At 68.6% G+C, this 26,096-nt stretch carries 24 protein-coding genes; 7 read left to right on the top strand and 17 right to left on the bottom strand.

Translation table 11 applies throughout. The features are described from left to right. The 9 genes from rplW to AA23TX_RS44245 all read right to left on the bottom strand — a co-directional run bounded on the left by rplW (position 1) and on the right by AA23TX_RS44245 (position 7,469). Positions 1 to 312 carry a 50S ribosomal protein L23 gene (gene rplW, locus AA23TX_RS44285; protein WP_003102087.1) on the bottom strand — a complete coding sequence of 104 codons (312 nt, stop codon included), beginning with the start codon at positions 310 to 312 and terminating at the stop codon, positions 1 to 3. After that, positions 309 to 998: a 50S ribosomal protein L4 gene (gene rplD / locus AA23TX_RS44280; RefSeq protein WP_155548870.1), complete on the bottom strand. Its 690-nt coding sequence runs from the start codon at positions 996 to 998 to the stop codon at positions 309 to 311. Before rplD ends, rplW begins: the two co-directional genes overlap by 4 nt. Further along, the gene (gene rplC / locus AA23TX_RS44275) at positions 995 to 1,651 is read right to left on the bottom strand and encodes a 50S ribosomal protein L3 (protein ID WP_086675504.1); all 657 of its coding nucleotides are present in this window, start codon (positions 1,649 to 1,651) and stop codon (positions 995 to 997) included. Before rplC ends, rplD begins: the two co-directional genes overlap by 4 nt. Before the next feature lie 33 nt (positions 1,652 to 1,684). Continuing rightward, positions 1,685 to 1,990, bottom strand: coding sequence for a 30S ribosomal protein S10 (gene rpsJ, locus AA23TX_RS44270; protein WP_003102098.1), 306 nt, complete (start codon positions 1,988 to 1,990; stop codon positions 1,685 to 1,687). Between the two features lie 406 nt (positions 1,991 to 2,396). Beyond that, positions 2,397 to 3,590 (bottom strand): elongation factor Tu, encoded by a 1,194-nt coding sequence (tuf, locus tag AA23TX_RS44265; RefSeq protein ID WP_155548869.1) that lies wholly within the window; start codon positions 3,588 to 3,590, stop codon positions 2,397 to 2,399. Between the two features lie 131 nt (positions 3,591 to 3,721). After that, positions 3,722 to 5,821 (bottom strand): elongation factor G, encoded by a 2,100-nt coding sequence (gene fusA / locus AA23TX_RS44260; RefSeq protein ID WP_155548868.1) that lies wholly within the window; start codon positions 5,819 to 5,821, stop codon positions 3,722 to 3,724. A gap of 63 nt (positions 5,822 to 5,884) precedes the next feature. Continuing rightward, positions 5,885 to 6,355, bottom strand: coding sequence for a 30S ribosomal protein S7 (gene rpsG / locus AA23TX_RS44255; protein WP_003102106.1), 471 nt, complete (start codon positions 6,353 to 6,355; stop codon positions 5,885 to 5,887). Next, positions 6,355 to 6,729 carry a 30S ribosomal protein S12 gene (gene rpsL, locus AA23TX_RS44250; RefSeq protein ID WP_003102113.1) on the bottom strand — a complete coding sequence of 125 codons (375 nt, stop codon included), beginning with the start codon at positions 6,727 to 6,729 and terminating at the stop codon, positions 6,355 to 6,357. Before rpsL ends, rpsG begins: the two co-directional genes overlap by 1 nt. A 584-nt stretch (positions 6,730 to 7,313) precedes the next feature. Then, a complete protein-coding gene (locus AA23TX_RS44245) occupies positions 7,314 to 7,469 on the bottom strand; it encodes a hypothetical protein (protein ID WP_155548867.1) in 156 nt (51 codons plus the stop codon). A 164-nt stretch (positions 7,470 to 7,633) separates the two neighbouring features. Between AA23TX_RS44245 and AA23TX_RS44240 the strand changes: the two genes are divergently transcribed. From AA23TX_RS44240 to AA23TX_RS50610, 4 genes are read left to right on the top strand one after another with little or no spacing between them, the layout of a single operon-like run. Then, positions 7,634 to 8,188 (top strand): YbaB/EbfC family nucleoid-associated protein, encoded by a 555-nt coding sequence (locus AA23TX_RS44240; protein ID WP_155548866.1) that lies wholly within the window; start codon positions 7,634 to 7,636, stop codon positions 8,186 to 8,188. Then, positions 8,188 to 8,535, top strand: coding sequence for a hypothetical protein (locus tag AA23TX_RS44235; protein WP_155548865.1), 348 nt, complete (start codon positions 8,188 to 8,190; stop codon positions 8,533 to 8,535). Before AA23TX_RS44240 ends, AA23TX_RS44235 begins: the two co-directional genes overlap by 1 nt. 11 nt (positions 8,536 to 8,546) lie before the next feature. Next, positions 8,547 to 9,800, top strand: a complete 1,254-nt coding sequence (locus AA23TX_RS44230; RefSeq protein ID WP_155548864.1) for a hypothetical protein — start codon at positions 8,547 to 8,549, stop codon at positions 9,798 to 9,800. Next, positions 9,800 to 10,423, top strand: coding sequence for a hypothetical protein (locus AA23TX_RS50610; RefSeq protein ID WP_230863077.1), 624 nt, complete (start codon positions 9,800 to 9,802; stop codon positions 10,421 to 10,423). Before AA23TX_RS44230 ends, AA23TX_RS50610 begins: the two co-directional genes overlap by 1 nt. Here AA23TX_RS50610 and AA23TX_RS44220 read toward each other — a convergent pair. After that, complete coding sequence (locus AA23TX_RS44220; protein ID WP_155548863.1) at positions 10,407 to 10,628, bottom strand: hypothetical protein; 222 nt, start codon at positions 10,626 to 10,628, stop codon at positions 10,407 to 10,409. The genes AA23TX_RS50610 and AA23TX_RS44220 overlap by 17 nt on opposite strands. Before the next feature lie 58 nt (positions 10,629 to 10,686). On the opposite strand from AA23TX_RS44220, the gene AA23TX_RS44215 reads away from it, so the two are divergent. After that, positions 10,687 to 11,166, top strand: a complete 480-nt coding sequence (locus tag AA23TX_RS44215; RefSeq protein WP_230863076.1) for a GNAT family N-acetyltransferase — start codon at positions 10,687 to 10,689, stop codon at positions 11,164 to 11,166. A gap of 42 nt (positions 11,167 to 11,208) precedes the next feature. On the opposite strand, the gene AA23TX_RS44210 is transcribed toward AA23TX_RS44215, so the two are convergent. Both AA23TX_RS44210 and AA23TX_RS44205 read right to left on the bottom strand, forming a co-directional pair. After that, positions 11,209 to 11,850 carry a zinc ribbon domain-containing protein gene (locus AA23TX_RS44210; RefSeq protein ID WP_230863075.1) on the bottom strand — a complete coding sequence of 214 codons (642 nt, stop codon included), beginning with the start codon at positions 11,848 to 11,850 and terminating at the stop codon, positions 11,209 to 11,211. A gap of 61 nt (positions 11,851 to 11,911) precedes the next feature. Continuing rightward, positions 11,912 to 13,084 (bottom strand): MFS transporter, encoded by a 1,173-nt coding sequence (locus AA23TX_RS44205; RefSeq protein WP_155548862.1) that lies wholly within the window; start codon positions 13,082 to 13,084, stop codon positions 11,912 to 11,914. A gap of 95 nt (positions 13,085 to 13,179) precedes the next feature. Here AA23TX_RS44205 and AA23TX_RS44200 point away from each other — a divergent pair, with 95 nt between their 5' ends. Together AA23TX_RS44200 and AA23TX_RS44195 are read left to right on the top strand one after the other, a co-directional pair. Next, on the top strand, positions 13,180 to 13,680 hold the full coding sequence (locus tag AA23TX_RS44200) for an Lrp/AsnC family transcriptional regulator (protein WP_155548861.1): 501 nt from the start codon (positions 13,180 to 13,182) through the stop codon (positions 13,678 to 13,680). A 46-nt stretch (positions 13,681 to 13,726) separates the two neighbouring features. Then, a complete protein-coding gene (locus tag AA23TX_RS44195; RefSeq protein WP_155548860.1) occupies positions 13,727 to 14,509 on the top strand; it encodes a M15 family metallopeptidase in 783 nt (260 codons plus the stop codon). 49 nt (positions 14,510 to 14,558) lie between these two features. Here AA23TX_RS44195 and AA23TX_RS44190 read toward each other — a convergent pair whose 3' ends face one another. From AA23TX_RS44190 to AA23TX_RS44170, 5 genes are all read right to left on the bottom strand, one after another. After that, a complete protein-coding gene (locus AA23TX_RS44190; RefSeq protein WP_230863074.1) occupies positions 14,559 to 16,004 on the bottom strand; it encodes a carboxypeptidase regulatory-like domain-containing protein in 1,446 nt (481 codons plus the stop codon). Positions 16,005 to 16,186: 182 nt separating this feature from the next. Beyond that, positions 16,187 to 20,098 (bottom strand): DNA-directed RNA polymerase subunit beta', encoded by a 3,912-nt coding sequence (locus AA23TX_RS44185; protein WP_155548859.1) that lies wholly within the window; start codon positions 20,096 to 20,098, stop codon positions 16,187 to 16,189. A gap of 95 nt (positions 20,099 to 20,193) precedes the next feature. Further along, complete coding sequence (gene rpoB, locus AA23TX_RS44180; RefSeq protein WP_155548858.1) at positions 20,194 to 23,697, bottom strand: DNA-directed RNA polymerase subunit beta; 3,504 nt, start codon at positions 23,695 to 23,697, stop codon at positions 20,194 to 20,196. Between the two features lie 715 nt (positions 23,698 to 24,412). Continuing rightward, positions 24,413 to 25,411, bottom strand: a complete 999-nt coding sequence (locus tag AA23TX_RS44175; RefSeq protein ID WP_155549463.1) for a hypothetical protein — start codon at positions 25,409 to 25,411, stop codon at positions 24,413 to 24,415. Between the two features lie 70 nt (positions 25,412 to 25,481). Then, positions 25,482 to 26,069, bottom strand: coding sequence for a hypothetical protein (locus tag AA23TX_RS44170; RefSeq protein WP_155548857.1), 588 nt, complete (start codon positions 26,067 to 26,069; stop codon positions 25,482 to 25,484). Positions 26,070 to 26,096 lie beyond the last annotated feature (27 nt).

Genomic DNA, 26,096 nt, shown 5'->3' with positions numbered 1-26,096 from the left:
TTACGCGGTGGGTCCGCCGAAGATCTCGATCGCCTTGCTTTCAGGCGAAAGAGTCACGATGGCGCGCTTGGTGTCCTTGCGCTTGCCGAAGCCTGCGCGAGTCCGCTTCCGCTTGCCCTGGCGATTGGCCGTGTTGACACTGACCACCTTGACGCCGAACACCTTCTCGACCGCGATCTTGATCTGGGTCTTGTTGGCGTCCGGGCGGACGATGAACGTGTACTTGTGGTCCTCGAGCAGCCCGTAGGACTTCTCGGAGATGACCGGCGCGAGCAGGATGTCGCGGGGGTCCGGAATGGCGACCGAACTCACTTCTCGTCACTCCCTTCCGTGACCTCGCCCGACCGCGCGGAAGCCTTGACGGTCTTGCCGCGGGCGGGGCCGGCGACGAACACGTCGTACGCGGCCTTGGTGAACACGACGTCGTCGTTGACCAGCACGTCGTAGGTGTTGAGCTGGTCGGCCCAGAGCAGGTGCACCTCGGGCAGGTTCCGCAGGGAAACCCAGCTGTACTCGTCGTCCCGGTGCAGCACCACGAGCACGCGCTTCGCCTGCGTCACCGCGGCGAGAACGGCCTTGGCGGCCTTGGTCGACGGCTTCTCACCCGTCACCAGTTCGGTGACGATGTGCAGCTGGCCGGCGCGCGCCCGGTCGGAGAGGGCGCCACGCAGAGCGGCGGCCTTCATCTTCTTCGGGGTGCGCTGGGAGTAGTCGCGCGGCGTGGGGCCGTGGACGACGCCACCGCCGACGAACTGCGGCGCGCGGGTCGAACCCTGGCGGGCACGGCCGGTGCCCTTCTGCCGGTACGGCTTCTTGCCGCCACCGGAGACCTCACCACGGGTCTTCGTGTCGTGCGTGCCCTGGCGCGCCGCGGCCTGCTGGGCCACCACCACCTGGTGCATCAGCGCGACATTGGCCTGCACGTCGAAGATCTCCTCGGGGAGGTCCACGGTGCCGTCGGCTTTACCGGCCGGGGTCTTCAGCTCGACGCTTGTCATTCGGAGTTACCACCCTTCGCGGCGCTGCGCACGAACAGCAGGCCGCCCTTGGGACCGGGCACGGCGCCCTTGATCAGCAGCAGGCCGTCCTCGGCACGCACGGCGTGCACGGTCAGGTTCTGCGTGGTGACCCGGTCGTTGCCCATCCGGCCCGCCATGCGCAGGCCCTTGAAGACGCGGCCGGGGGTGGCGCAGCCACCGATCGAACCCGGCTTGCGGTGCACGGCCTGGGCACCGTGGCTCGCGCCCTGGCCCTTGAAACCGTGGCGCTTCATGACGCCCGCGTAGCCCTTGCCCTTGCTGGTACCGGTCACGTCGACCTCGACGCCGGCGGCGAACACCTCGGCGGTGATCTCCTGCCCGACCTCGTAGGTCTCGGCGTCGGTGGTGCGCAGCTCGGCGAGGAACCGGCGCGGCGTCACGCCCGCCTTGTCGTAGTGGCCGGTGCGCGGCTTGTTCACCTTGCGCGGGTCGACCGCGCCGAACGCCAGCTGCACGGCCTTGTAGCCGTCCTTCTCCTGGGTCCGAACCTGGGTGACCACGTTCGGACCGGCCTTCACGACGGTGACCGGGACAACCCGGTTCTGTTCGTCGAAGACCTGGGTCATGCCGAGCTTGGTGCCCAGGATGCCCTTCATCTGCCTGTCAGACATGAGTCTCTTATCTCCGCCGCTCGCCCGCCGCTACTACTGGATGTTGACGTCGACGCTCGCCGGCAGGTCGATGCGCATGAGCGCGTCGACCGTCTTCGGCGTCGGGTCGAGGATGTCGATCAGACGCTTGTGCGTGCGCATCTCGAAGTGCTCGCGCGAGTCCTTGTACTTGTGCGGCGAGCGGATGACGCAGTAAACGTTCTTCTCGGTGGGCAGCGGCACCGGCCCGACAACCCGGGCGCCGGTGCGCGTGACCGTCTCGACGATCTTGCGCGCCGAGGTGTCGATCGCCTCGTGGTCGTAGGCCTTGAGCCGGATGCGGATCTTCTGTCCCGCCATGGTGGCTGCTCGTTCCTTGTCGTCTCGTGCCGCTATCTCACAAACCCCGCCGCCGTGTCTCCACTTTGGCCTGGGTTTCCGCAGTTCAACGGCCCTGTCCCCGGTCCACGCGGTCGGGCGTGTCGCGCCCGACGCACAGACGGATCCCGCGGGATCGTCGTCTTGCCTGGTCTTCCTCAACGTGAGGAGGCTATGAGCCGGCTGCGCTTTTGCAAGAACGCCGTCTCACTGCCTTTGCCCGCTCGCCTACCCGAAGGAAGAGGCTCGGCGGACCGTGGCCACTCGCACCAGGGCGGCCGGACCCTTGAAGGGTCGGCCGCCCCAGGACGAGCAACCTGAATAGTGTCGCACACGTGATTTGACGCCCCTGACCCGGGGGTGTATTGCCCCCGGGTCTGGCGTTAAATCACTTGATGATCTTGGTGACCTGACCCGCACCGACGGTGCGGCCACCCTCGCGGATGGCGAAGCGCAGGTTCACGTCCATCGCGACCGGCTGGATCAGCGCGACCGAGATGTCGGTGTTGTCGCCCGGCATGACCATCTCGGTGCCCTCGGGGAGGGTAACGACGCCGGTCACGTCGGTGGTGCGGAAGTAGAACTGCGGGCGGTAGTTGTTGAAGAACGGGGTGTGACGGCCACCCTCGTCCTTCGACAGGATGTAGACCCGGCCCTCGAAGTCGGTGTGCGGGGTGGTGGTACCCGGCTTCACGACGACCTGGCCGCGCTCGACGTCCTCACGCTTGATACCGCGGACGAGGAGGCCGACGTTGTCGCCCGCCTGGCCCTGGTCCAGCAGCTTGCGGAACATCTCGACACCGGTGACGGTGGTCTTGGTCGACTTTTCCTTGATGCCGACGATCTCGACCTCTTCGTTCACGTTGACCACGCCACGCTCGACGCGGCCGGTGACGACGGTGCCGCGACCGGTGATCGTGAAGACGTCCTCGATCGGCATGAGGAACGGCTTGTCGAGCTCGCGCACCGGGTCCGGCACGTTGTCGTCGACAGCGGTCATCAGCTCGAGAACGGCCTCGGCCCACTTCTCGTCGCCCTCGAGGGCCTTCAGGCCCGAGACGCGCACGACCGGGGCGTCGTCGCCGGGGAACTCCTGCGAGGACAGCAGCTCGCGGACCTCGAGCTCGACGAGCTCCAGGATCTCCTCGTCGTCGACCATGTCGGCCTTGTTCAGCGCGACCACGATGTAGGGCACGCCGACCTGGCGGGCGAGCAGCACGTGCTCACGGGTCTGCGGCATCGGGCCGTCGGTCGCCGCGACCACGAGGATCGCGCCGTCCATCTGAGCGGCACCGGTGATCATGTTCTTGATGTAGTCCGCGTGACCGGGGGCGTCGACGTGCGCGTAGTGACGCTTCTCGGTCTGGTACTCGACGTGCGAGATGTTGATCGTGATGCCGCGCTGCTTCTCTTCCGGCGCGTTGTCGATCTGGTCGAACGCCCGGGACTCGTTGAGCTCCGGGTACTTGTCGTGCAGAACCTTGGTGATCGCCGCGGTCAGCGTGGTCTTGCCGTGGTCGACGTGACCGATGGTCCCGATGTTGACGTGCGGCTTGCTCCGCTCGAACTTCGCCTTCGCCACTGGAATGTCCTCCTGGACTGATTTCGCTTTGTGCTCGGGGGCCGGCGTGGCTGCCGACCCCCGAATGTTCCTTCGTCGGTGCTAGCGGACGTTCAGGAGAGTCCCTTAATGCCCGCGCGCGGTGAGGGGTTTTACTCCCCCGTCGCCTTCGCGATGATTTCCTTCGCGACGTTCGCGGGAACCTCGGCGTAGGAGTCGAACAACATGGAGTAGTTCGCCCGGCCCTGGGTGCGGGACCGGAGGTCACCGACGTAGCCGAACATCTCCGACAGCGGGACCAGCGCCTTCACGACGCGGATGCCCGCCCGCTCCTCCATGGCCTGGATCTGACCACGGCGGGAGTTGAGGTCACCGATGACGTCACCCATGTAGTCCTCGGGCGTGGTCACCTCGACCGCCATCATCGGCTCCAGGATCACGGGGTGGGCCTTCTTCGCGGCTTCCTTCATCGCCATGGAACCGGCGATCTTGAACGCCATCTCCGAAGAGTCGACCTCGTGGTACGCACCGTCCAACAGGGTGAACTTCAACCCGACGAGCGGGTAGCCGGCCAGGACGCCGTACTGCATCGCGTCCTGGGCGCCCGCGTCGACCGACGGGATGTACTCCCGCGGCACGCGGCCACCGGACACCTTGTTGTCGAACTCGTAGAGCGCGCCGTCGGTGCGCTCCAGCGGCTCCAGCTTCACGATGACCTTCGCGAACTGGCCGGAACCACCGGTCTGCTTCTTGTGGACGTAGTCGAGCTTGTCCACAGTCTTCTTGATCGTCTCGCGGTAGGCGACCTGCGGCTTACCGATGTTCGCCTCGACCTTGTAGTCGGACTTCATCCGGTTCACCAGCACCTCGAGGTGCAGCTCACCCATACCCGCGATGATCGTCTGGCCGGTGTCCTCGTCCAGCTTGACCTGGAACGTCGGGTCCTCTTCGGCCAGCTTCTGGATCGCCAGGGACAGCTTCTCCTGGTCGGCCTTCGTCTTCGGTTCGATCGCGACCCGGATGACCGGCTCGGGGAACGTCATCGACTCCAGCACGATCGGGTTCTGCGGGTCCGCCAGGGTGTCACCCGTGGTGGTGTCCTTCAGGCCGATGACCGCGTAGATGTGGCCGACCTGGGCGTCGTCGACCGGGTTCTCCTTGTTGGAGTGCATCTGGAAGATCTTCCCGATGCGCTCCTTGCGCTCCTTGGTCGCGTTGACGACCTGCGCCCCGGCGGCGACCTTGCCCGAGTACACCCGGATGTAGGTCAGCTTGCCGAAGAACGGGTGCGCGGCGATCTTGAACGCGAGCGCGGCGAACGGCTCGTCGACCGACGCCTTGCGGGTGGCCACGGTCTCGCCGTCGGGCAGCAGGCCCTCGACGGCCGGGACGTCCAGCGGGGTCGGCAGGTAGTCGATGACCGCGTCGAGCATGGGCTGCACGCCCTTGTTCTTGAACGCGGAACCGGCCAGCACCGGGAAGACCTGGCTGGTGATGGTGAGCTTGCGGATGCCGGCCTTGATCTCGGCTTCCGTGAGCTCCTCACCCTCCAGGAACTTCTCCATCAGCGCGTCGTCCGCCTCGGCGACGGTCTCGACGAGCTTCTCGCGGTACTCGGCGGCCAGCTCGGCCAGCTCGGCCGGGATGTCCTCGATCGAGTAGTCCTCGCCCTTCTGGACCTCGCCGCGCCAGGTCAGCGCCTTCATGCGGACCAGGTCGACGACGCCTTCGAAGTCGTTCTCGGCGCCGATCGGCAGCTGGATGACCAGCGGGCGGACGCCGAGGCGCTCCACGATGGTCTTCACGGTGTAGTAGAAGTCCGCGCCCAGCTTGTCCATCTTGTTGACGAAACAGATGCGCGGGACGTCGTACTTGTCCGCCTGCCGCCAGACCTGCTCGGACTGCGGCTCGACGCCTTCCTTGCCGTCGAAGACGGCGACCGCACCGTCGAGCACCCGGAGGTTGCGCTCCACCTCGACGGTGAAGTCGACGTGGCCCGGAGTGTCGATGATGTTGATCTGGTGGTCGTCCCAGAAGGTGGTGGTCGCAGCCGAGGTGATGGTGATGCCCCGCTTCTGCTCCTCCTCCATCCAGTCCATGGTGGCGGCGCCGTCGTGGACTTCACCGATCTTGTAGTTGACCCCGGTGTAGAACAGGATCCGCTCGGTGGTGGTCGTCTTGCCGGCGTCGATGTGGGCCATGATGCCGATGTTGCGGACCTTGTTCAGGTCGGTCAGCACTTCACGTGCCACGAGAGTGTTCCCCTGTTCTCAAGCTTGGGGCCCGGCATGGCTTGGTCGACAGCCGGGCAGTCATCACCAGCGGTAGTGCGCGAAGGCCCGGTTGGACTCGGCCATCTTGTGCGTGTCCTCGCGACGCTTCACGGAGGCACCGAGGCCGTTGGAAGCGTCCAGGAGCTCGTTCTGCAGGCGCTCGATCATCGTCTTCTCGCGGCGAGCCTGCGAGAAGGAGACCAGCCAGCGCAGGGCCAGCGTGGTGGAGCGACCCGGCTTGACCTCGATCGGCACCTGGTAGGTGGCACCACCGACGCGGCGGCTCTTCACCTCGATGGTGGGCTTCACGTTGTCGAGGGCGCGCTTCAGCGTGACGACCGGGTCGGTGCCCGTCTTCTCGCGAGCGCCTTCGAGCGCGCCGTACACGATGCGCTCGGCCAGGGACCGCTTCCCGTCCTTCAGCACCTTGTTCACCAGCTGGGTGACCAGCGGGGAGGCGTAGACGGGGTCGGAGATCAGCGGCCGCTTCGGGGCCGGACCCTTGCGGGGCATTAGCTCTTCTCCTTCTTCGCGCCGTACCGGCTGCGCGCCTGCTTGCGGTTCTTGACACCCTGCGTGTCGAGCGAACCGCGGATGATCTTGTAACGGACACCCGGAAGGTCCTTCACACGACCACCACGCACGAGCACCATCGAGTGCTCCTGCAGGTTGTGGCCCTCACCGGGGATGTAGGCGGTGACCTCGATGCCGCTGGTCAGCTTCACACGCGCGACCTTGCGAAGCGCCGAGTTCGGCTTCTTGGGGGTCGTGGTGTACACGCGAGTGCACACGCCACGCCGCTGCGGGCTCCCCTTGAGGGCCGCGGTCTTCTGCTTGGCAGCCTTGTCCTGGCGGCCCTTGCGGACCAGCTGCTGGATCGTGGGCAATGGACCAGCTTCCTGTCGTGATCTGCTTCTTCGTGTCTTCACCGGCCCCCGCGGTCGGGCGTGTCGGCCCGCGTCACGGTCTGTCGACCGGTAACTTCCCGGAGGGATTTTCCGTCGGAACCCCGACCTGCCGAAGCCGGTGACCGGGTGCCTGAGCACCCCGCCCATGCCGCACGGCACGCGGAGCGGCCCGACGCATGCCGGGCACGGTCTCCAAAGATACCCGCCCGGGTCCGGACGGAACGCGGCGGGGGGTCCGTAGGCTGGCGAACCTCCAGCGTACCTCCGGACACCGGCCAGTGGCGGGATGTCCCGGAGTCCGGTCGCGCCGAAGCGGCGCAACGCTTTCCGGTACCGGCCGCTCCCGGACCCGACGGGGCCAGGGCTGCCGGCCACACCCTGAACAACACACCCGGCCTGCGGAATGTTCCGAGCCCGGCCACGTACCCAGGTGGTCGGGTCGCGTACCCAGGCGGCCGGCTCACCGGCCGCCCCTCCGGGTACGCGAGCCGACTCCCCCGGCACGCGACCCGGCCCCCTCCAGGTACCCGACCCGACCCTCCGGGCACACGACCCGCGGCGGATCAGTCTTCGTCGGGCTTCGCGTGGTCCGGCTTGCCCGGGTTCGGGTCGCGCGAGAGGTCGATGAGCGGGTGCACGCCCGCCCCCTCCGGCGCCGCGTGGCTACCGGTCGACTTCTTCTCTTCGTCGGGCCCCGCGGCCCCTTCGTTGCTGCTCATCACGCACTCCTAGCGCTCATCCCTGCTTCCCCTTGCGGCCGGAAACCTACCCATTACCCGGTCGGGTGACGCAGAGGGATCGGATCGGGCGTTCCGTGCGTCACACCGCCACCGAGGCGTCACGATGGGTGGCGAGCACCGGGCGAGCGGGGAGGGCCAAGAGGATGTCGGGCGAGTTCGACCAGCTGGTAGCCGAGTTCGAGCGGTTCCAGTCGAGCATCCGGAACGTCGACGACCGGTTCGCCGGCGTCGGCGCGATGCGGCAGGGGCTGACCGAGCTGCGGGCGAGAGCATCCTCGCCGGACGGCGGCGTGACCGTGGTCACCGGGCCGGGCGGCGCGGTCCTCGACGTCGAGTTCACGGACGCGGCGCTCGCGAAGGGCCCGAAGGCGCTGTCGGCGGTGTTGCTGACGACGCTGCGCGAAGCCGTCGGCGAGGCGGCCCGCCGGCAGGCGGTGCTCGTCGAGGAGCACCTGGGCGACAACCTCGGCCTCGTCGACCAGGTCCTCGAGACCCAGGCCGTCGTGTTCGGAACCACCGTCGAGGAAATGCGGTCGAAGCTGGCGGAAGGAACGCCGGCGCCGCCGGCCCCCGCCGAGGACTTCTCCGAGGAGCGGGTGCTGCGCCAGGCCGACGCGCCGCAACCGCCGCAGGTACCGCCCGCGGCCGGGTCCGCGGGCGACACCTTCCTCCGCACCCTGTTCGACGAGGAGGACTGATGCCCGACGGAGCCGGCGGTTACCAGGTGGAGGTCGACGCACTGCGCGGGTACGTCGGCGACCTCGGCAAGTACCGGGAGCAGGGCGCGAAGATCACCGAGAAGGTGGGCCAGGCCGACGTCGGCGACAAGTCGTGGGGCGTCGTCGGCATCTTCACCAAGCAGGGGTACGACGAGACGCTGCGGGAGCTGCACGAGCTGCTGGCGTCGATGGCCGACGGCCTGACCTCGGCCCAGGGCAAGTTCACCGACGCGGCGAACGTCTACCAGGGCGTCGAAGACGACCACACGGCGTTCTTCGGCCAGGTCGAGGTCCTGCTCGACGGTCCGCGCGAGCCGAAGCACTGAGGGGGACGCAAGTGGCAGAGGTGGAAGACGTCGCGAGCGGGATCACCGTCAAGTCCGACGACCCGGCCACCGTGCTCGGGATGAACGTCGGCAACGCCGTCAAGGCGACGCCGTTCGTCGGCGGCGCGGTGACCGTCGGCAAGGACTTCGTGTCGGTGGCCAAGGCGGTGACCGCGCCGCACCCGGACGGCGCCGACATCACGCTCGGCCTGGGCACGATCGCGACCGACACGGCGGGCTTCATCCAGTCGAGCTCCAGCACCATCACCGACATCGCCACCGACCCGCTCGGCTGGCTGGTCGGGCAGGGGCTGAACTTCCTGATCGGCGTCGTCCAGCCGGTGCAGGACGCGATCCACTTCGTCAGCGGCGACGGCCCCGCGCTCGGCGTCGCGGCGGAGAACTTCGGCGCGATCGCGACCGGTTTGGACCAGCTGTCCAAGAACTTCGGCCAGGTGGCCGACGAGAGGCTCAAGGGCTGGCAGGGCGACGCTGCCAACGCGGCGAGGACGTCGCTCGGCGAGTTCGCGCACGGCATCGGCGGCGTCGCCGGCAAGTCCGGTGACCTCGCGCAGATGCTGCAGCTGAACAGCATGCTGATGAGCTTCATCGAGGAGCTCATCAAGGCGATCCTCACCGAGTTCATCACGTGGCTGGTCATGCTGTGGGTGCCGGCGCTGGCGGCCGCGGTGCCGACCTGCGGCGCGTCGACGGCGGCGGCGGGCGCGGCCACCGAGGGCGAAGCCGTCGCGACGACCGCGCGGACCACGCAGAAGGTGTCGAAACTGCGGGAAATCCTGCAGAAGGTGCTGGACTGGCTGAAGAAGCTCAAGGACAAGCTGGCCGCCACGAAGCTCGGCCAGAAGCTCGCCGAGGGCAAGACCGCGACGAAGCTGTCGGAGATCGCCGAGAAGAACTCGGGCAAGACGCTGCTCGAAAAGACGATGGGCGAGGACGGCATGCTCGGCAAGCGCTGGGCGAAGGCGTGGGAGAACCCGGTCAAGGACGCGGCCGGCAACATCCAGTACAAGCCGTCGATCCTGAAGACGGGCGCCGAAGAGGCCCTGAAGAAGGGCGGCGAAGCGGCGGTCAAGGGCGTGCTGGGGTTCAACCCGGCCAACCCGAGCGACAACGACGCGAAGAACGTCAACGACCACCTCGGAAAGCTGAACAGCCACACCAAAAACGCCAAGAAGGCCAGCGGCTACGGCTCGACCGGCGAGGACCAGTCCGACGAGGAAACCCGGACGGAGCTGGACTTCTGATGGTGACGGTGGTCGCCGTGCTCATCGGCGTCGTCGTGGTCGCGGTGGCCGGGGCGATCTGGTGGCGCTCGAACAGCAAGTTCGTGGCAGGACGCCAGGAGCACTGGTTCAAGGCGTTCGCGGCGGAGCGCGGCGGGACGTTCCACAGCGGCGTCGGGCCGGGGCCGTCCCCGACGTTCGGCGTGGCCCACCCCTCGGGCCGGCCGCTGACGGAGAGCACCCGCGCGGCGTGGGTGGAGTTCCGTCACCGCGACCGCCCGGCGATCGCGGTCGACACGCGCGAGTCGTACCGCCGCTCCGACGACCACACGGGTTTCCGCGACATCCACGTCACGCAGGTGGCCGTGCCGCCGTGCCCGGAGCTGCGGATCGTGCCGGGGAAAGCGCTGTCGATGCCGACGCTGCCGCCGGACTCGCGGCTCGAGGGCGCGCTGGGTCAGTGGCTGGCGGCGAACCCGCGGTTCGGGCAGCGGAACGTCGTGGTGGAGCACGGGTCGGCGCGGACCTGGGCGCCGGGGTGCGCGACGCGGGAGACCATCATCGCCGAGGCCGAGTTCCTCACCGAACTGGCCGAGCGGCTCCCCGCGGCACTGTGGGCCCCGGGGGTCACCGGCGCCGGGTAGTCCAGTGCGTCAGCCCGGCCGAGAGGGCGAACACCAGGCCCAGCCCGACGATGTACGGCCCGGCCAGCAGGGCGAACCCCGCGCCGATGTTGGCGTCGGCCTGCTCGTCGGACCGGAAGCCGAGCGCGCCCACCGACAGCAGGATCGCTCCCACCGTGATCAGCACGACGGCCACCACCGTCAGGCGCTTCGTGACAGTCGTCATCTCCCCATCGTGCCGGGGGCCGGCCGAATTCGCTGGACAGCGGCCCCAGGATGAGGACGTGAACTGGAAGATCACCCAGATCGACGTCGCTCATCCGGACGCCGTCGCGATCATGCGCGAGTACATGGACGAAGTCGCTTCGCGCTACTACGGACGTCCGATCACCGAAGCCGAGCTCACGCGCTACGTGGCCGAGGAACCCGGGACCGACCTGGTGCCGCCCACCGGGGCGTTCGTCGTCGGCTACCGCGACGGCGAGGCCGCGGGCTGCGCCGGCACCCGCGTGGTCGCGCCGGGGGTCAGCGAGCTGACGAAGGTGTTCGTCAAGCCGGGCCACCGCGGCTCGGGGCTCGCCCCGGTCCTGGTGACGGCCGCCGAGGACGCGGCCCGGCAGCTCGGCTCGAGCCTCATGCGGCTCGACACCCGCCACGACCTCGTCGAGGCCCGCGCGCTCTACGCGAAGATCGGCTACGCCGAGGTCGAGCCCTTCAACGAAGGGCAGTTCGCCGAGCGCTGGTTCGCGAAGGCCCTCAGCTGACGCACGCGACGACTTTGGGTCTTCACCCTTACGTAGCTCCGGTCAGAGCTTGGAACCGCAGTCCGAGCAGAACAGGGCGCCGGGCTTGTTGCCCTCGCTCCCGCAGCCGCCGCAGCCGACCTTGAGCGCCAGCGAAGTGCCGCACGACGAGCAGAACTTGCCGCCCTCGGCCTTCAGGCCGCAGCCCGGGCAGGTGACCTTCGCGCGGGTCTCGAGGTCGAGATCGGACGTCCAGTCCTTCTCGCGGGCCTTGTCCCAGATCTGGTCGCGCTGCGCCGACGCCTGCGCCCGCGAGATCTCCTCGGCGACGCTCGGCGAGCAGCGCAGGCACTGCCCGATCTCCTCGTTCCAGCACTGGTCCTGGCACATCCAGTCGCCGCAGCCGCGGCACTGGCGGAAGCTCGGGGTGATCTCCTTGACCGCCGCCGCCAGCGCGCGGTCCTTCGCCGGCGAGTTCGTCGCGCGGTCGTAGCGCCACTGGTCGGCCGAGTTGCTCAGGTCCCTCAGCGTCCCGCCGAAGAACGAGCCGACCGTGCGAAGCACGCTTCGCCCGGTTTCCATGTTGTCGCGCTGGAACGCGGAACGGAAACCGTTGCCACAGCGTTCGCACCGGAACTCGAACTGGTACCCCTGCGTGTTGGAGAGGTCCGAGAAGTTGTCCGTGAAGGGCACAGAGTCAGCCACGGCCCATCTTCGCCAGCGCACCGCGGGCACTGCGACGAGAGATTTGCCGACAACGACCCGGCTACCGGCCGTGACGGGATGCCGTCAGGGCCAACGGAAGCAGCGCCAGCACCCCGCCGACGACGGCGACGAGCGCATACCCGCCGCCCGCCAACAGCTGTCCTGACCCCAAACCGGCCAAAGCGGACGCGGACCAGACCACCGCGTCCACGGTGCCCTGCACCCGGCTGCGCGTCTCCGGCGCGAGGTCGCGGCTCAGCTGCGCACTGCCGCCGACGAACACCAGGTTCCAGCCGTACCCCAGTAAGAACAGCGCCACCGGCAGCCCGGACGTGTGCGCGGTCGGGGCCGCCAGCGCGGTCGCCGTCGACAGCGCCAGGACGCCGAGACCCGCGTTGATCGTGACGCGCGGCCCCCAGCGGTCGGCGATCCGGCCGGACAGCGGCGCCAGCGCGAACATCCCGATCAGGTGCGCGCTCAGCACCCAGCCGACGACGTCGAGCCCGTGCCCGTGGTCCTCCAGCTGCACGGGCGTCATGGTCATCACCGCGACCATCGTGAGCTGCGCGGCGACCATCGCGACCAGGGGCCGCGCGACGCCGGTCGCGCGCACCGGCGCGGCCACCGGCTCGTCCCGCGGGGGCGGGACGTGCCGCGGAAGGAACGCGGCCGCCAGCGCCGCGCCCGCCGTGGCCAGCACCGCGACCGCGACCGGCCCGGACAGCGCCGGCCAGCCGAAGCCGGTGACGACGTTCGCCGCCGGGGCCATCAGCGCCGGGCCGGCGAGAGCGCCGACGGTCCCGGCCCAGACGACGTTCGAGAGCGCGCGGCCCCGGCGTTCCTCCGGGTAGAGGTCGGCAGCCAGGTAGCGCGACAGCTGCGCGCCGCCGTTGCCGAGGCCGACCAGCAGGATGCCGAGCAGGAGCGGCACCAGCGACGTCGTCAGCGCCCCGGCGAACGCGATCAGCGCCCCGGCCGCGGCGACGCCGTAGCCGGCGGCCAGGACGCGACGGCGGCCGTGCCCCGGCAGAAGCAGGCCCGCTCCGAGTGCCCCGGCGGCCGTGCCGAGCACGTTCGCGACGCTCGGCAGCCCGCTCCAGCCCGGCCCGTTGCCCGCGGCGACGATCAGCGTCGCCGCGGTGCCCAGGCCGACCGTGGCCGTGTTGAGCAGTGCGACGCCCGCGAACAGCGCGCCCATCGACCTGGTCCGGCCTGCCACCATCGGAGTCCCCATGACCAGCAACTTTAGGAACTTCCGGCGATCTTTCGAAGGGCCCGTCAACGGCAAATCCGTCGCCACGGCCGCGCTTCGGAAGGAAGATGGGGCTCATGACCTTCCGTTCGGAAAAGCCGCTGGACGACGTCGACTGGCGGCTGCTGGACCTGCTGCAGACCGACGGGCGGTTGTCGTTCAAGGAACAGGGCCGGCGGATCAACCTCTCGCCACCGGCGGTCGCGGAGCGGGTGCGGCGGCTGGAGGAGACCGGGGTGATCACCGGCTACCGCGCGCAGGTCGACGCGCGGCGCGCGGGCCAGCCGCTGCAGGCGTTCGTCGAGATGCGCTGCGCGCTGAGCAGCTGCCTGCTGAAGACGTCGAAGTCCGAGGACTACCCGGAGGTCGTCGAAATCCACCGGCTGTCCGGAGACCACTGCACGATGCTGAAGATCCGGGCGGCCTCGCTGGAGCACTTCGAGGGTCTGCTGGAGCGGCTCGGCAAGCACGGCGAGCTGCGGTCGTCGGTGGTGCTGTCGACGCAGTTCGAGGGACGGCCGGTGCAGCCGCCCTCGGACGACTTCCTGCGCGCGTCGACCTCGGATGGCTGGTCTTGACCGGTTGGCGGCTGTTTGCCCGATGCCCGCCTGCTAGACGAGAGGGATGCCGATCTTCCGCGCTCTCGCCGTCACCGTCGTCACCCTGGCCACGTTCGCCGCTCCCGCGACCGCACAGGCCGCGCCACCCACCGCGCCCGCCGGGTTCGTGGCGCTGTCCGACGTCGCGCCGTCGATCCTGCAGGACATGCGCTACGCCACCCGGCACAACTTCGTCGGCCGGCGCATCGACGGCTACCTCGAGCCGACCTGCATCCTGACCCGGCAGGCCGCCGAGGGGCTGCGTCAGGTCCAGTCCCGGTTGAGGAAGAAGGGCTACACGCTCAAGGTCTACGACTGCTACCGCCCGCAGCGCGCGGTCGACCACTTCGTGCGGTGGGCGAAGGACCTCGCCGACGAGAAGATGAAGGCCGAGTTCTACCCGAACGTCGCCAAGGACCGGCTGTTCGAAGACGGCTACATCGCCGAGAAGTCCGGGCACAGCCGCGGCAGCACGATGGACCTCACCGTCGTGAAGCTCCCGCCGCGGTTCCAGCGGCCGTACTTCCCCGGCGAGCCGCTCGTGCCGTGCTTCGCGCCGAAGGACCAGCGCTTCCCCGACAACATGGTCGACATGGGCACCGGCTACGACTGCTTCGACCCGCTCGCCCACACAGACAACCCGGCGATCACCGGCACCGCACGCCAGAACCGCGATCTCCTGCGGACCGCGATGATCGCCGCCGGCTTCCACAACCTGCCCGAGGAGTGGTGGCACTACACCCTCGACGGCGAGCCGTTCCCCGACACCTACTTCGACTTCCCGGTGTCGCACCGCAGCCTGCGCTGAACGCGAAAACGCCCCCAGTCCTTTGTGGACCGGGGGCGTTTTCAGGTCGTCAACCGCAGTCCGCGGGGTTGACGGGCACCTCCGGCGCCGGAGCGTCGCCCTCTTCGGCGGCGATCCGGTACGCGTAGTGGTTCGCCGGCGGACCCTGGACCTCGACCCCGGTCGGGTTCTCGTACTTCGTCTTCCAGCCCGCCGGAGTCAGGAAGTACAGCCGGTATTCGGGCCCCGGCGCCACGCCCTCGAAGAGGAAGTGGCCGGTGCCGTCCGTGGTCTGCCGGCCCGCGACCGGGCAGTGCTGGTCGGCCACCAGCACGACCTCGGTGCCGGCGAGCCCCTCGGTCACCTCGCCGTTGTCGCCGACGTGACCGATCGTGCCTTCGACGACGGCCTGCCCACCCGGCACCGAGGCCTGGGCGCGAGCATTCGCGTGGTTCTCGATGTCGACTTCGCTGTACCCGAAGTCGCAGGCGGCCACGACCTTGCCGCGGTCGAAGGAAGCCTGCGGCACCGTCTCGGACACGTCGAAGGTGCGCGTTTCGCCCGCGGCGATCGTCACGCCGCGGTCCCACACGAGATCACCCCAGCCGGGGCCGGTGCCGTTCAGCATGTAGCCGTCACCGATGCGGTTGCACGCGGCCACGATGCCGGTCAGCGGGGTCGAGCCCGAGTTGGCCAGCGTCACGGTGAGGTGCGCCAGGTCACCCGGCCGGTAGCTGTCCTGGGTGAACGCCAGCGACGCGGTCAAGGCGCCGTTCAACGGCGGCGCGCCACGGACGAGCAGGTCCGGGGTGTCCGGGGTGATCCGGACGGTCTGCCACCGGACGAGCCAGCCGTCGACAACGTCACCGCCCAGGGTGTAGTCCCCCGCCGGGAGGTCGAACGTGAACTTCCCTTCGGCGTCGCTCGTGGCCGTGTAGTTCCTGGAGCCGGTGACGTACCGCAGGGTGAGCGTGGCGCCGGCGAGCGGTTCGCCGCCGTCGAGGACACCGTCGCCGTTCCGGTCCGCGTAGAAGATCCCCGTCGCGCGACCGGGCACCTTCGTGACCGGCACCCGCGAGTCGAACGAGCCGACCCCGAACCCGGTGTCGTCGAACACGGTGCCGCGCAGCGCCGTCGTGGCCTGCTCGGGGTCCCGGACGTGGCCGGACACCGTCAGCTCGAACGACCCACCGGCCTCGATCGTCAGCCCCGGCCGGTTCTGGAGCGCACCCCAGCCGCCGTAGGGGACGTACAGGTCGATCGGGTCGAAGTACTGGAACACCGTGAGCCCGGTCGCCCGGCCGGAGTTGTTGTTCGTCAGCTTGACCGTGGCGTGGATTTCGTCGCCGGTCCCGTAGGACGGCTTGTCGAAGGTGACCGAAACGCCGATCCGGCCCGAGGCCGCTCCCGCCGGAGCGGCGAACACGCCGGTCAACGCCGCCATCGCCGTGACGAGCACGGCGAGCAGGACCGCCGCTCTTCGCCCGGCTGAACGCATGACAAATGAAGTGGTCAACGCAGTCTCCCCCTGCTACCTGTGTGAATGCGCCAAAGCCCCCGAACGGCGCAGAACCTGCTCACTGTAGGCAGAGTGCGCGAAAAAGGACCAGGCTTTCCGGCCGATTGGCCGGTTCCGGACACACGGGAAAGGCCCCCGCCGGAAACCCGGCAGGGGCCTTTCTCGTGGATCCGGCTTCGTCAGCGGAAGTCGCGGCCGAAGTCGTAGTCGTCCAGCGGCACCGCGGCACCGGTACCCGTACCGAACACGTCCGGGGTGTAGTAGCCGTCGTCGTAGGACGGGATCGCGTACGCCGCGACCCGGGCCTCTTCCGTCGGCTGCACCTGGATGTTGCGGTACTTGTTGATGCCCGTACCGGCCGGGATCAGCTTACCGATGATCACGTTCTCCTTGAGGCCCACGAGCCGGTCCGAGCGGCCGTTGATGGCCGCGTCGGTCAGGACGCGCGTGGTCTCCTGGAACGACGCCGCCGACAGCCACGAGTCCGTGGTGAGCGACGCCTTCGTGATCCCCATCAGCACCGGACGACCCGAAGCCGGCTCGCCGCCTTCGGACACCGTCGAGCGGTTGCGTGCCTCGAACTTGGTCCGCTCGGGCAGCTCGCCCGGCAGGAAGTCCGTGCCACCCGAGTCGATGACCGTCACCCGGCGCAGCATCTGCCGGACGATGACCTCGATGTGCTTGTCGTGGATCGACACACCCTGGGCCCGGTACACCTTCTGGACCTCGTCGGTGAGGTGCATCTGCGCCTCACGCGGGCCCATCACGCGCAGGACCTCGTGCGGGTCCGGGGTGCCCTCGAGCAGCTGCTGCCCGACGTTGACGTGGTCACCGTCGCCCAGCGGGCCGTTCGGGGTGTTCGCGAGCCGCTGACGCTTGGACAGCTTGTCGAAGACGATCTCTTCGCCGCCGTCGTCCGGGATCAGCGTGATCTTCCAGAACCGCTCGCTCTCCTCGATGCGCACGCGGCCATCGACGTCGGCGATCGGCGCCTTGCCCTTCGGGACACGAGCCTCGAAGAGCTCCTGCACACGGGGCAGACCGGTCGTGATGTCGTCACCGGCGACACCACCCTGGTGGAACGTACGCATCGTCAGCTGCGTACCGGGCTCACCGATCGACTGGGCCGCGACGATACCCACGGCCTCGCCGACGTCGACGAGCTGACCGGTCGCCATCGAGCGGCCGTAGCAGGTCGCGCAGATGCCGACGGCCGACTCGCAGGTCAGCACCGAGCGGACCTTGACCTTCGAGATGCCGCTGGAGAGCAGCTTGTCGAGGGCCGGGTCGCCGATGTCGTCGCCCGCGTTCAGCACGACGTTGCCCTTGGCGTCCACCGCGTCCGTCGCGAGGTTCCGCGCGTACACGGAGGTCTCGACGTGCTGGTCGCGCAGGACCTTGCCGTCGCCGATGTCCTCGCCGATCGGCATCATGATGCCGCGGGTGGTGCCGCAGTCGACCTCGCGGACGATGACGTCCTGCGAGACGTCCACCAGACGACGGGTCAGGTAACCCGAGTCGGCGGTCCGCAGCGCCGTGTCCGCCAGGCCCTTCCGGGCACCGTGCGTCGCGATGAAGTACTCCGCCACCGACAGGCCCTCACGGAAGTTGGCCTTGATCGGACGCGGGATGTACTCACCCTTCGGGTTCGACACCAGGCCACGCATGCCGGCCAGCGACCGGACCTGCGTCATGTTGCCCGCCGCGCCCGACTTCACGATCATGGCGATCGGGTTGTCGTCCGGCAGCGCCGTCTCCATGATCTTGTGGACCTCTTCGGTGGCCTGCGTCCACACCTTGACGAGCTCGTTGTTGCGCTCGGTGTGCGACAGCTGACCACGCTGGTAGCGCTTCTCCACCTGGGAGGCCTTGCCCTCGTACTCGTCGAGGATGGCGGCCTTGCCCACCGGGGTGAGCACGTCCGAGATGGCGACGGTGACGCCCGAGCGGGTCGCCCAGTAGAAACCGGCGTCCTTCAGGCGGTCCAGGGTCTGCGCGACCTGCGTCATCGAGTACCGCTCGGCGAGGTCGTTCACGATCGCGGCCTGACGCTTCTTCGGCATCGGCTCGTTGATGAACGGGTAGTCCGCCGGCAGCAGCTCGTTGAAGAGCACCCGGCCGAGAGTCGTCTCGGCCAGCCACATCTTGCCCGGCTCCCAGCCCTTCTCCGCGAGCGCCGCTTCGTCGGCCTTCGCCGGCTGACGGTCGGTGATGCGGATCTTGACCGGCGCGTGCAGGCTCAGCGCCTTGCGGTCGAAGGCCATGATGGCTTCGGCCGTCGACGAGTACGCGTTGCCCGCGCCCTCGGCGTCCTCGCTCAGGCGGGTCAGGTGGAACAGGCCCGTCACCATGTCCAGCCGCGGCATGGCGAGCGGACGGCCCGACGCCGGCGACAGGATGTTGTTCGCCGACAGCATCAGGATCCGGGCCTCGGCCTGCGCCTCGGCCGACAGCGGCAGGTGCACCGCCATCTGGTCACCGTCGAAGTCCGCGTTGAACGCCTCGCAGACCAGCGGGTGCAGCTGGATGGCCTTGCCCTCGACCAGCTGCGGCTCGAAGGCCTGGATGCCGAGGCGGTGCAGCGTCGGCGCGCGGTTCAGCATCACCGGGTGACCGGTGATGACCTCTTCCAGCACGTCCCACACCTGCGGCCGCGAGCGCTCCACCATCCGCTTGGCGGACTTGATGTTCTGCGCGTGGTTCAGGTCGACCAGCCGCTTCATGACGAACGGCTTGAACAGCTCGAGCGCCATGTCCTTCGGCAGACCGCACTGGTGCAGCTTCAGCTGCGGCCCGACGATGATGACCGAACGGCCCGAGTAGTCGACGCGCTTGCCGAGCAGGTTCTGGCGGAACCGGCCCTGCTTGCCCTTGAGGAGGTCGGACAGCGACTTCAGCGGCCGGTTGCCCGGGCCGGTGACCGGACGCCCGCGGCGGCCGTTGTCGAACAGCGCGTCGACGGCCTCCTGCAGCATCCGCTTCTCGTTGTTGACGATGATCTCGGGCGCGCCGAGGTCGATCAGCCGCTTGAGGCGGTTGTTGCGGTTGATCACGCGGCGGTACAGGTCGTTCAGGTCCGACGTCGCGAACCGGCCACCGTCGAGCTGCACCATCGGGCGCAGGTCCGGCGGGATGACCGGCACGGCGTCGAGCACCATGCCGCGCGGGTCGTTGCCCGTCGCCTGGAACGCGGCGACGACCTTGAGCCGCTTCAGCGCGCGGAGCTTCTTCTGCCCCTTGCCGTTGCGGATGGTGTCGCGCAGGTTGTCGGCTTCCGCGGCGACGTCGAACTCGGCGGCCAGCTTCTGGATGGCCTCCGCGCCCATGCCGCCGGTGAAGTACTCGCCGTAGCGGTCGACGAGCTCGCGGTAGAGCAGCTCGTCGGCGATCAGCTGACGGGTGTCGAGCTTCGTGAAGGTCGTCCAGACCTCCTCGAGGCGGTCCAGCTCGCGACCGGCGCGGTCACGCAGCTGGCGCATCTCGCGCTCGCCGCCTTCCTTGACCTTGCGGCGGACGTCGGACTTGGCGCCCTCCGCCTCCAGCTCGGCCAGGTCGGCTTCCAGCTTCTGCGCGCGGGCCTCGATGTCCGCGTCACGCTTGGTCTCGAGGTTCTTGCGCTCGACGCCGATCTCGTTCTCGAGGGTCGGCAGGTCGTTGTGACGCAGCTCCGTGTTCACGCCCGTGATGACGTAAGCAGCGAAGTAGATGATCTTCTCGAGGTCCTTCGGCGCCAGGTCCAGCAGGTAGCCCAGGCGGGAAGGAACACCCTTGAAGTACCAGATGTGGGTGACCGGCGCGGCCAGCTCGATGTGGCCCATCCGCTCACGGCGCACCTTGGCGCGGGTCACCTCGACGCCGCAGCGCTCACAGATGATGCCCTTGAAGCGGACGCGCTTGTACTTGCCGCAGTAGCACTCCCAGTCCCGGGTCGGACCGAAGATCTTCTCGCAGAAGAGGCCGTCCTTCTCGGGCTTGAGCGTCCGGTAGTTGATGGTCTCCGGCTTCTTGACCTCGCCGTACGACCACTGACGGATGTCGTCGGCCGTGGCGAGACCAATGCGGAGCTCATCGAAGAAGTTGACGTCCAGCACGTCTAGATCCCCTTGGGGTTGTTTCGGCTAGAGAGGGGGTGGCGGGCGAGCGTCGGGGGCCTGCGGGAGGCCGGCCCCCGACGCTCAGCTCGCGATCAGTGCACGACGTCGTCCACCGAGGGCGACTCGTTGCGGGACAGGTTGATGCCGAGGTTGGCCGCGGCGCGCTCGAGGTCCTCGTCGTCGGAGTCGCGCATCTCGATCGCCGCGCCGTCGCTGGAGAGCACCTCGACGTTGAGGCACAGCGACTGGAGCTCCTTGAGGAGCACCTTGAACGACTCCGGGATGCCCGGCTCGGGGATGTTCTCCCCCTTGACGATGGCCTCGTACACCTTGACGCGGCCGACCACGTCGTCCGACTTGATCGTCAGCAGCTCCTGCAGCGTGTAGGCAGCGCCGTACGCCTGCATCGCCCAGCACTCCATCTCACCGAAGCGCTGGCCACCGAACTGCGCCTTACCACCCAGCGGCTGCTGCGTGATCATCGAGTACGGACCGGTGGAGCGGGCGTGGATCTTGTCGTCGACCAGGTGGTGCAGCTTCAGGATGTACATGTAGCCGACCGCGACCGGGTACGGGTACGGCTCGCCGGAGCGGCCGTCCAGCAGGGTCGCCTTGCCGTTCTCCTTGACCATGCGCTCGCCGTCACGGTTCGGCTTGGTCGCCCCGAGCAGCCCGGTGAGCTCCTCTTCCTTCGCGCCGTCGAACACCGGGGTCGCGGTGTTCGTGTTCGGCGCGACGTCGTAGAGCTCCTGGGAGAGGTTCTTCGCCCAGTCCGGTTCGCCTTCGATCGTCCAGCCCTGTGAGGCCAGCCAGCCCAGGTGCAGCTCGAGGATCTGGCCGATGTTCATCCGTCGCGGCACACCGTGCGTGTTCAGGATGATGTCGACCGGGGTGCCGTCCTCCATGAACGGCATGTCCTCGACCGGCAGGATCTTGCCGATGACACCCTTGTTGCCGTGCCGGCCGGCGAGCTTGTCGCCCGGCTGGATCTTGCGCTTCTGGGCCACGTAGACGCGGACCAGCTCGTTGACGCCCGGGGGCAGCTCGTCGTCGTCCTCGCGCGAGAACACGCGGATGCCGATGACCTTGCCGGTCTCGCCGTGCGGCACCTTCAGCGAGGTGTCGCGGACTTCGCGGGCCTTCTCACCGAAGATCGCGCGGAGCAGGCGCTCTTCCGGCGTCAGCTCGGTCTCGCCCTTCGGCGTGACCTTGCCGACGAGGATGTCGCCGTCGCGGACCTCGGCACCGATGCGGATGATGCCCCGCTCGTCGAGGTCGGCCAGCACCTCTTCGGAGACGTTCGGGATGTCCCGGGTGATCTCCTCGGCGCCCAGCTTGGTGTCGCGGGCGTCGATCTCGTGCTCCTCGATGTGGATCGACGTCAAGACGTCGTCCTGCACCAGGCGCTCCGAGAGGATGATCGCGTCCTCGTAGTTGTGGCCCTCCCACGGCATGACCGCGACGAGCAGGTTCTTGCCGAGCGCCATCTCACCGTTTTCGGTGGACGGGCCGTCGGCGATGACCTGACCCTGCTCGACCCGGTCGCCCTCGTTGACGATCGGGCGGTGGTTGAAGCAGGTGCCGTGGTTGGAGCGACGGAACTTGTACAGTCCGTAGCTCTTCCGCGTGCCGTCGTCGTGCATGATCGTGATCAGGTCGGCCGAGAGCTCCTCGACGACACCGGACTGCTCGGCGACGAGCACGTCACCGGCGTCGACCGCGGCGCGCAGCTCCACACCCGTGCCCACGTACGGGGCCTGGTTGCGCAGCAGCGGCACGGCCTGGCGCTGCATGTTCGCACCCATCAGGGCGCGGTTCGCGTCGTCGTGCTCGAGGAACGGGATCATCGCCGTCGCGACCGAGACCATCTGCCGCGGCGAGACGTCCATGTAGTCGATGTCGAGCGGGTCGATCAGCTCGACCTCGCCACCCTTGCGGCGGGCCATGACCCGGTCTTCCACGAAGGTGCCGTCGTCCGAGATCGGCGCGTTGGCCTGGGCCTTGACGTACCGGTCCTCTTCGTCCGCGGTCAGGTAGTCGACCTGGTCGGTGACCCGGCCCTCGACGACCTTGCGGTACGGCGTCTCGATGAAGCCGAACGGGTTGACCCGCGCGTAGGAGCAGAGCGAGCCGATCAGGCCGATGTTCGGGCCTTCCGGCGTCTCGATCGGGCACATCCGGCCGTAGTGCGACGGGTGGACGTCCCGGACCTCCATGCCGGCGCGCTCACGGGACAGACCACCCGGGCCGAGGGCCGACAGACGACGCTTGTGCGTCAGGCCCGACAGCGGGTTGTTCTGGTCCATGAACTGCGACAGCTGCGAGGTGCCGAAGAACTCCTTGATCGCCGCGCCGATCGGGCGGATGTTGATCAGGGTCTGCGGGGTGATCGCCTCGACGTCCTGCGTGGTCATGCGCTCACGCACGACGCGCTCGGTGCGCGACAGGCCGACCCGGATCTGGTTCTGGATCAGCTCGCCAACGGTGCGCAGGCGACGGTTGCCGAAGTGGTCGATGTCGTCGGTCTCGACCGGGATCTCGGTACCGTTCGCGCCGGTCACCTTGTCCTCGCCGGCGTGCAGCCGGACCAGGTACTCGATGGTGGTGACGATGTCCTCTTCGGTCAGCGTCCCGGTGTCGTACGGGGTGTCGAGGCCCAGCTTCTTGTTGACCTTGTACCGGCCGACCTTGGCCAGGTCGTAGCGCTTCGCCTTGAAGAACAGGTTCTCCAGCAGGGTCTGCGCGCTCTCCTTCGTGGGCGGTTCGCCCGGGCGCAGCTTGCGGTAGATGTCGAGCAGGGCCTCGTCGGTGCCGGCGGTGTGGTCCTTCTCGAGGGTCGCCAGCAGCGTCTCCGAGAAGGAGAAGCGCTCGCGGATCGCCTCGGTGGTCCAGCCCAGCGCCTTCAGCAGGACGGTGACCGGCTGGCGGCGCTTGCGGTCGATGCGGACGCCGACGGTGTCGCGCTTGTCGACGTCGAACTCGAGCCACGCGCCGCGGCTCGGGATCACGCGGACGCTGAAGACGTCCTTGTCGGTCGTCTTGTCGACGTCCTTCGAGTAGTAGACGCCCGGCGAGCGGACCAGCTGGGACACGACGACACGCTCGGTGCCGTTGATGATGAACGTGCCCTTGTCGGTCATGACCGGGAAGTCACCCAGGAAGACCGTCTGGCTCTTGATCTCGCCGGTGTTGTTGTTGACGAACTCGGCCGTGACGAACAGCGGCGCGGCGTACGTCATGTCCTTGTCCTTGCACTCCTCGATCGAGGCCTTGACCTCGTCGAAGCGCGGGGCGGAGAAGGACAGGGACATCGACCCGGAGAAGTCCTCGATCGGGGAGATCTCGTTCAGGACCTCTTCGAGGCCGCCGACCGGGTTTTCTTCACCTTCTTCGACACGGCGTTCGAACCACGCTTCGTCCCCGGTGAACCACTGGAACGACTGGATCTGGACGTCGAGCAGGTTGGGCGTGTTGAGCGGTTCGCGAATCTTTGCGAAGGAAACCCGCTTGGGCGCGCCGGGGATTCCCGTGGACTCCGAGCGAGATTCAGCCGAGGTGGTCGCAGCAGTGGCCTGGTTCGCGGGAGAGACTGCCAAGATGCGTCCTTCCGGGGACAATGAGCGGTGACGGCCGCCATAGCAACAGCTATCAGCGACTGTCAAGGGTGCCGTGTGCCCACTATCCTAACTACCGGCTCCGGGCAGCCTGAAAGAGGGCAGCGCAAAGAGGCAGTCTAGCCCGAACGGCGCGGTCTGTCCAGGGGGCGCTCCCGATGGGGCCCAGCCTGCCTCGCGACGTCTTCAGGTATGCCTCCAGGCGAGCCGGTTGTCCCTCCCGCAAGGGCCGCCGGTTTCGCCGTTCGGGAGTAAGCGTGAACCCACCGGGCCCGAGAGTCAAGATGCCACACGGGGGTCCCGCCGGTTGGCGCAGCGTGGAAGAGGTTCAGCGGAGCGTGAGCGGCCGAATAGTGTTCCAGTTACCGGCCGGTAGCGCCAGCAGTAGGGGTCGGACCTGGGGGTTTCCGCATTTCTGCGGCCGTGCGACCTGTGTTCCAGGCCACTTCGGACGGCACCGGTTCCGCCGCCGGCGGCGTGTCGCGGCGGGTTTCGGTAACCGCCGGGGGCGCGTCCCAGGCGCCTCAGGCGTCGCAGGCGTCCCGGCCGGTGGGCGGCTCGGAGATGGCCTGGGGAGTCGCCTCGGGTGTCCACGTGACGGTTCGGGCCGCGAGCGGCGCAGGGGGGCGCTGAGCCCCGGACACAGCCGCGGCCCGCGACCCCTGCTCGGGGGTGGCGGGCCGCGGCCGGCGGAGCGCTACTTCGTCGGCGAGGGGGACGCGGGCGGCGCGGAGGACGCCGGCGGCTGGGTGGCCGCCGGGACCTTGGGCGCGTTGTACGTGTCCATGTCCGTGATCTTCCACTTGTCGCCCTGGAGCTGGGCGTTCAGGTGGAGCTGGGCGGTGCCCGCGGTCGTCTTCTTCGTGTCCGTGCGGGTCGACGTCTGGTCGACGAAGACCATCACCTTCGCCAGGTCATCGTTGAGCATGATCACCGCCGCGCGCGTCACCTTGCAGGTCACGATCATCTTCTGCGCCGGCGCGAGCCGCTTGACCTCGCCCATCAGCGAGTTGTACTTGTTCCGGACCTCGTCGTTGGCGAGCAGGTCGTTCGCCGCGTCCTCGGTCTTCTTGATGTTGTTGAAGTCGTACGAGAACAGCGACTCGGCCGCCTTCGACACCGCGTCCTTGACCTGGGCCGTCTTCGCGACGTCCAGCAGCGCCGTGTTGCTGGTCGCGTCGGAGACCTTGACCTCTTCGGACTTGAACCAGTACGCCAGGCCGCCCAGGAGCAGCGCGACGAGCACCAGGGCGCCGGCGATCAAGTACGGCTTCTGCGCCTTCGGGCCCGCGGCCTTCACCGGCTTCTCGTCCACCGAAGCAACCGAAGCAGCGGCCTCGGCTTCGGAGACGTCGGACGGCTTCGCGATCCCCGTGTCGCGCTTCTTCCGCCGCGGCGCCGGCCGCGAAGGAGCGTCTTCGACGTCCGGTTCGCCGGTGAGCGCGTCGACCTTGGGCTCGTCGTCGGTCTCGACCGCCGCGAACACCGCCGTGTCCTCGGCGGCGGACGGCGCCGTGTCCAGCTGCCCGCTCGCGGCTTCGAACGACTCGGGCTTCGCGGCCGGCTTGGGCGCCGGGCGCGGCACGGGCCGGGGCCGCGGCCTCTTGGGCTCGGCCGGTGCAGGCGGCACTGCGGGGAGCTGACCGGTCCGCTCGGCGGCGGACTCGTCCGAGGCAGGCTTGCGCAGCCCGGCCACGCGGGGCCGGCGCGACGGCGGGGTGCTGGGCTGGCGGCGGGAGGGGGGCACTGCTGCTCCTTCTGCGTGACTACTGGCCGGCCGCGACGAGCGGGACGCTGTCGATGCCGGACAGCTTCCAGTCGTCGCCCACCCGGGTCATCGACACCTCGAGGCGCAGCGGCTTCGCGCTGCTCTTGTCCCCCTGGGTGACGGTCGTGGCGATGGCGGCCAGGAAGCTGGCCTTGCCTTCGTGGTCGTCCAGCTCCTCGACGGCGATGTCCTGGACGTCCGTGGTGACCTTCGTCTTGGCGTCGGCGAGCGCCTTGCGGAACGTCGGCGCCGACTGGTCGATCTGCTGCGACATCTTGTCGTCCGACACGGACTTCTGCCGGGCGAAGAAGCCGTCCAGGTCCTGGTAGTCGACCTCGGTGTAGGCCTTCAGCGCGTTCGTGCCCGCTTTGACCACCGCCTCGCGCGAGGCCGCCAGGCCGGCGTTGTCGTCGTTCTCCGCCACCCACCACTGGACACCGAAGATCGCCGCCGCGATCAGCGCGGCCAAGGCCAGCGCCGCGGCGCCGAGCACCAGGATCCGCGAAGACTCCTTCGGCGTCCCGTCGGCCGCAGGCGCCGCTTCGGGCTCCTTCACCGCCACGTCGGCCGGCTCGTCCGAACTCATAGCACTCCAGGGTAGGTAACGGTCATC

Origin of the sequence: Amycolatopsis camponoti (genome assembly GCF_902497555.1) — a bacterium.
GTDB lineage: Bacteria > Actinomycetota > Actinomycetes > Mycobacteriales > Pseudonocardiaceae > Amycolatopsis > Amycolatopsis camponoti.
Note: the sequence above shows the minus strand (reverse complement) of the source record. Positions and strands in the feature narration are given on the sequence as shown.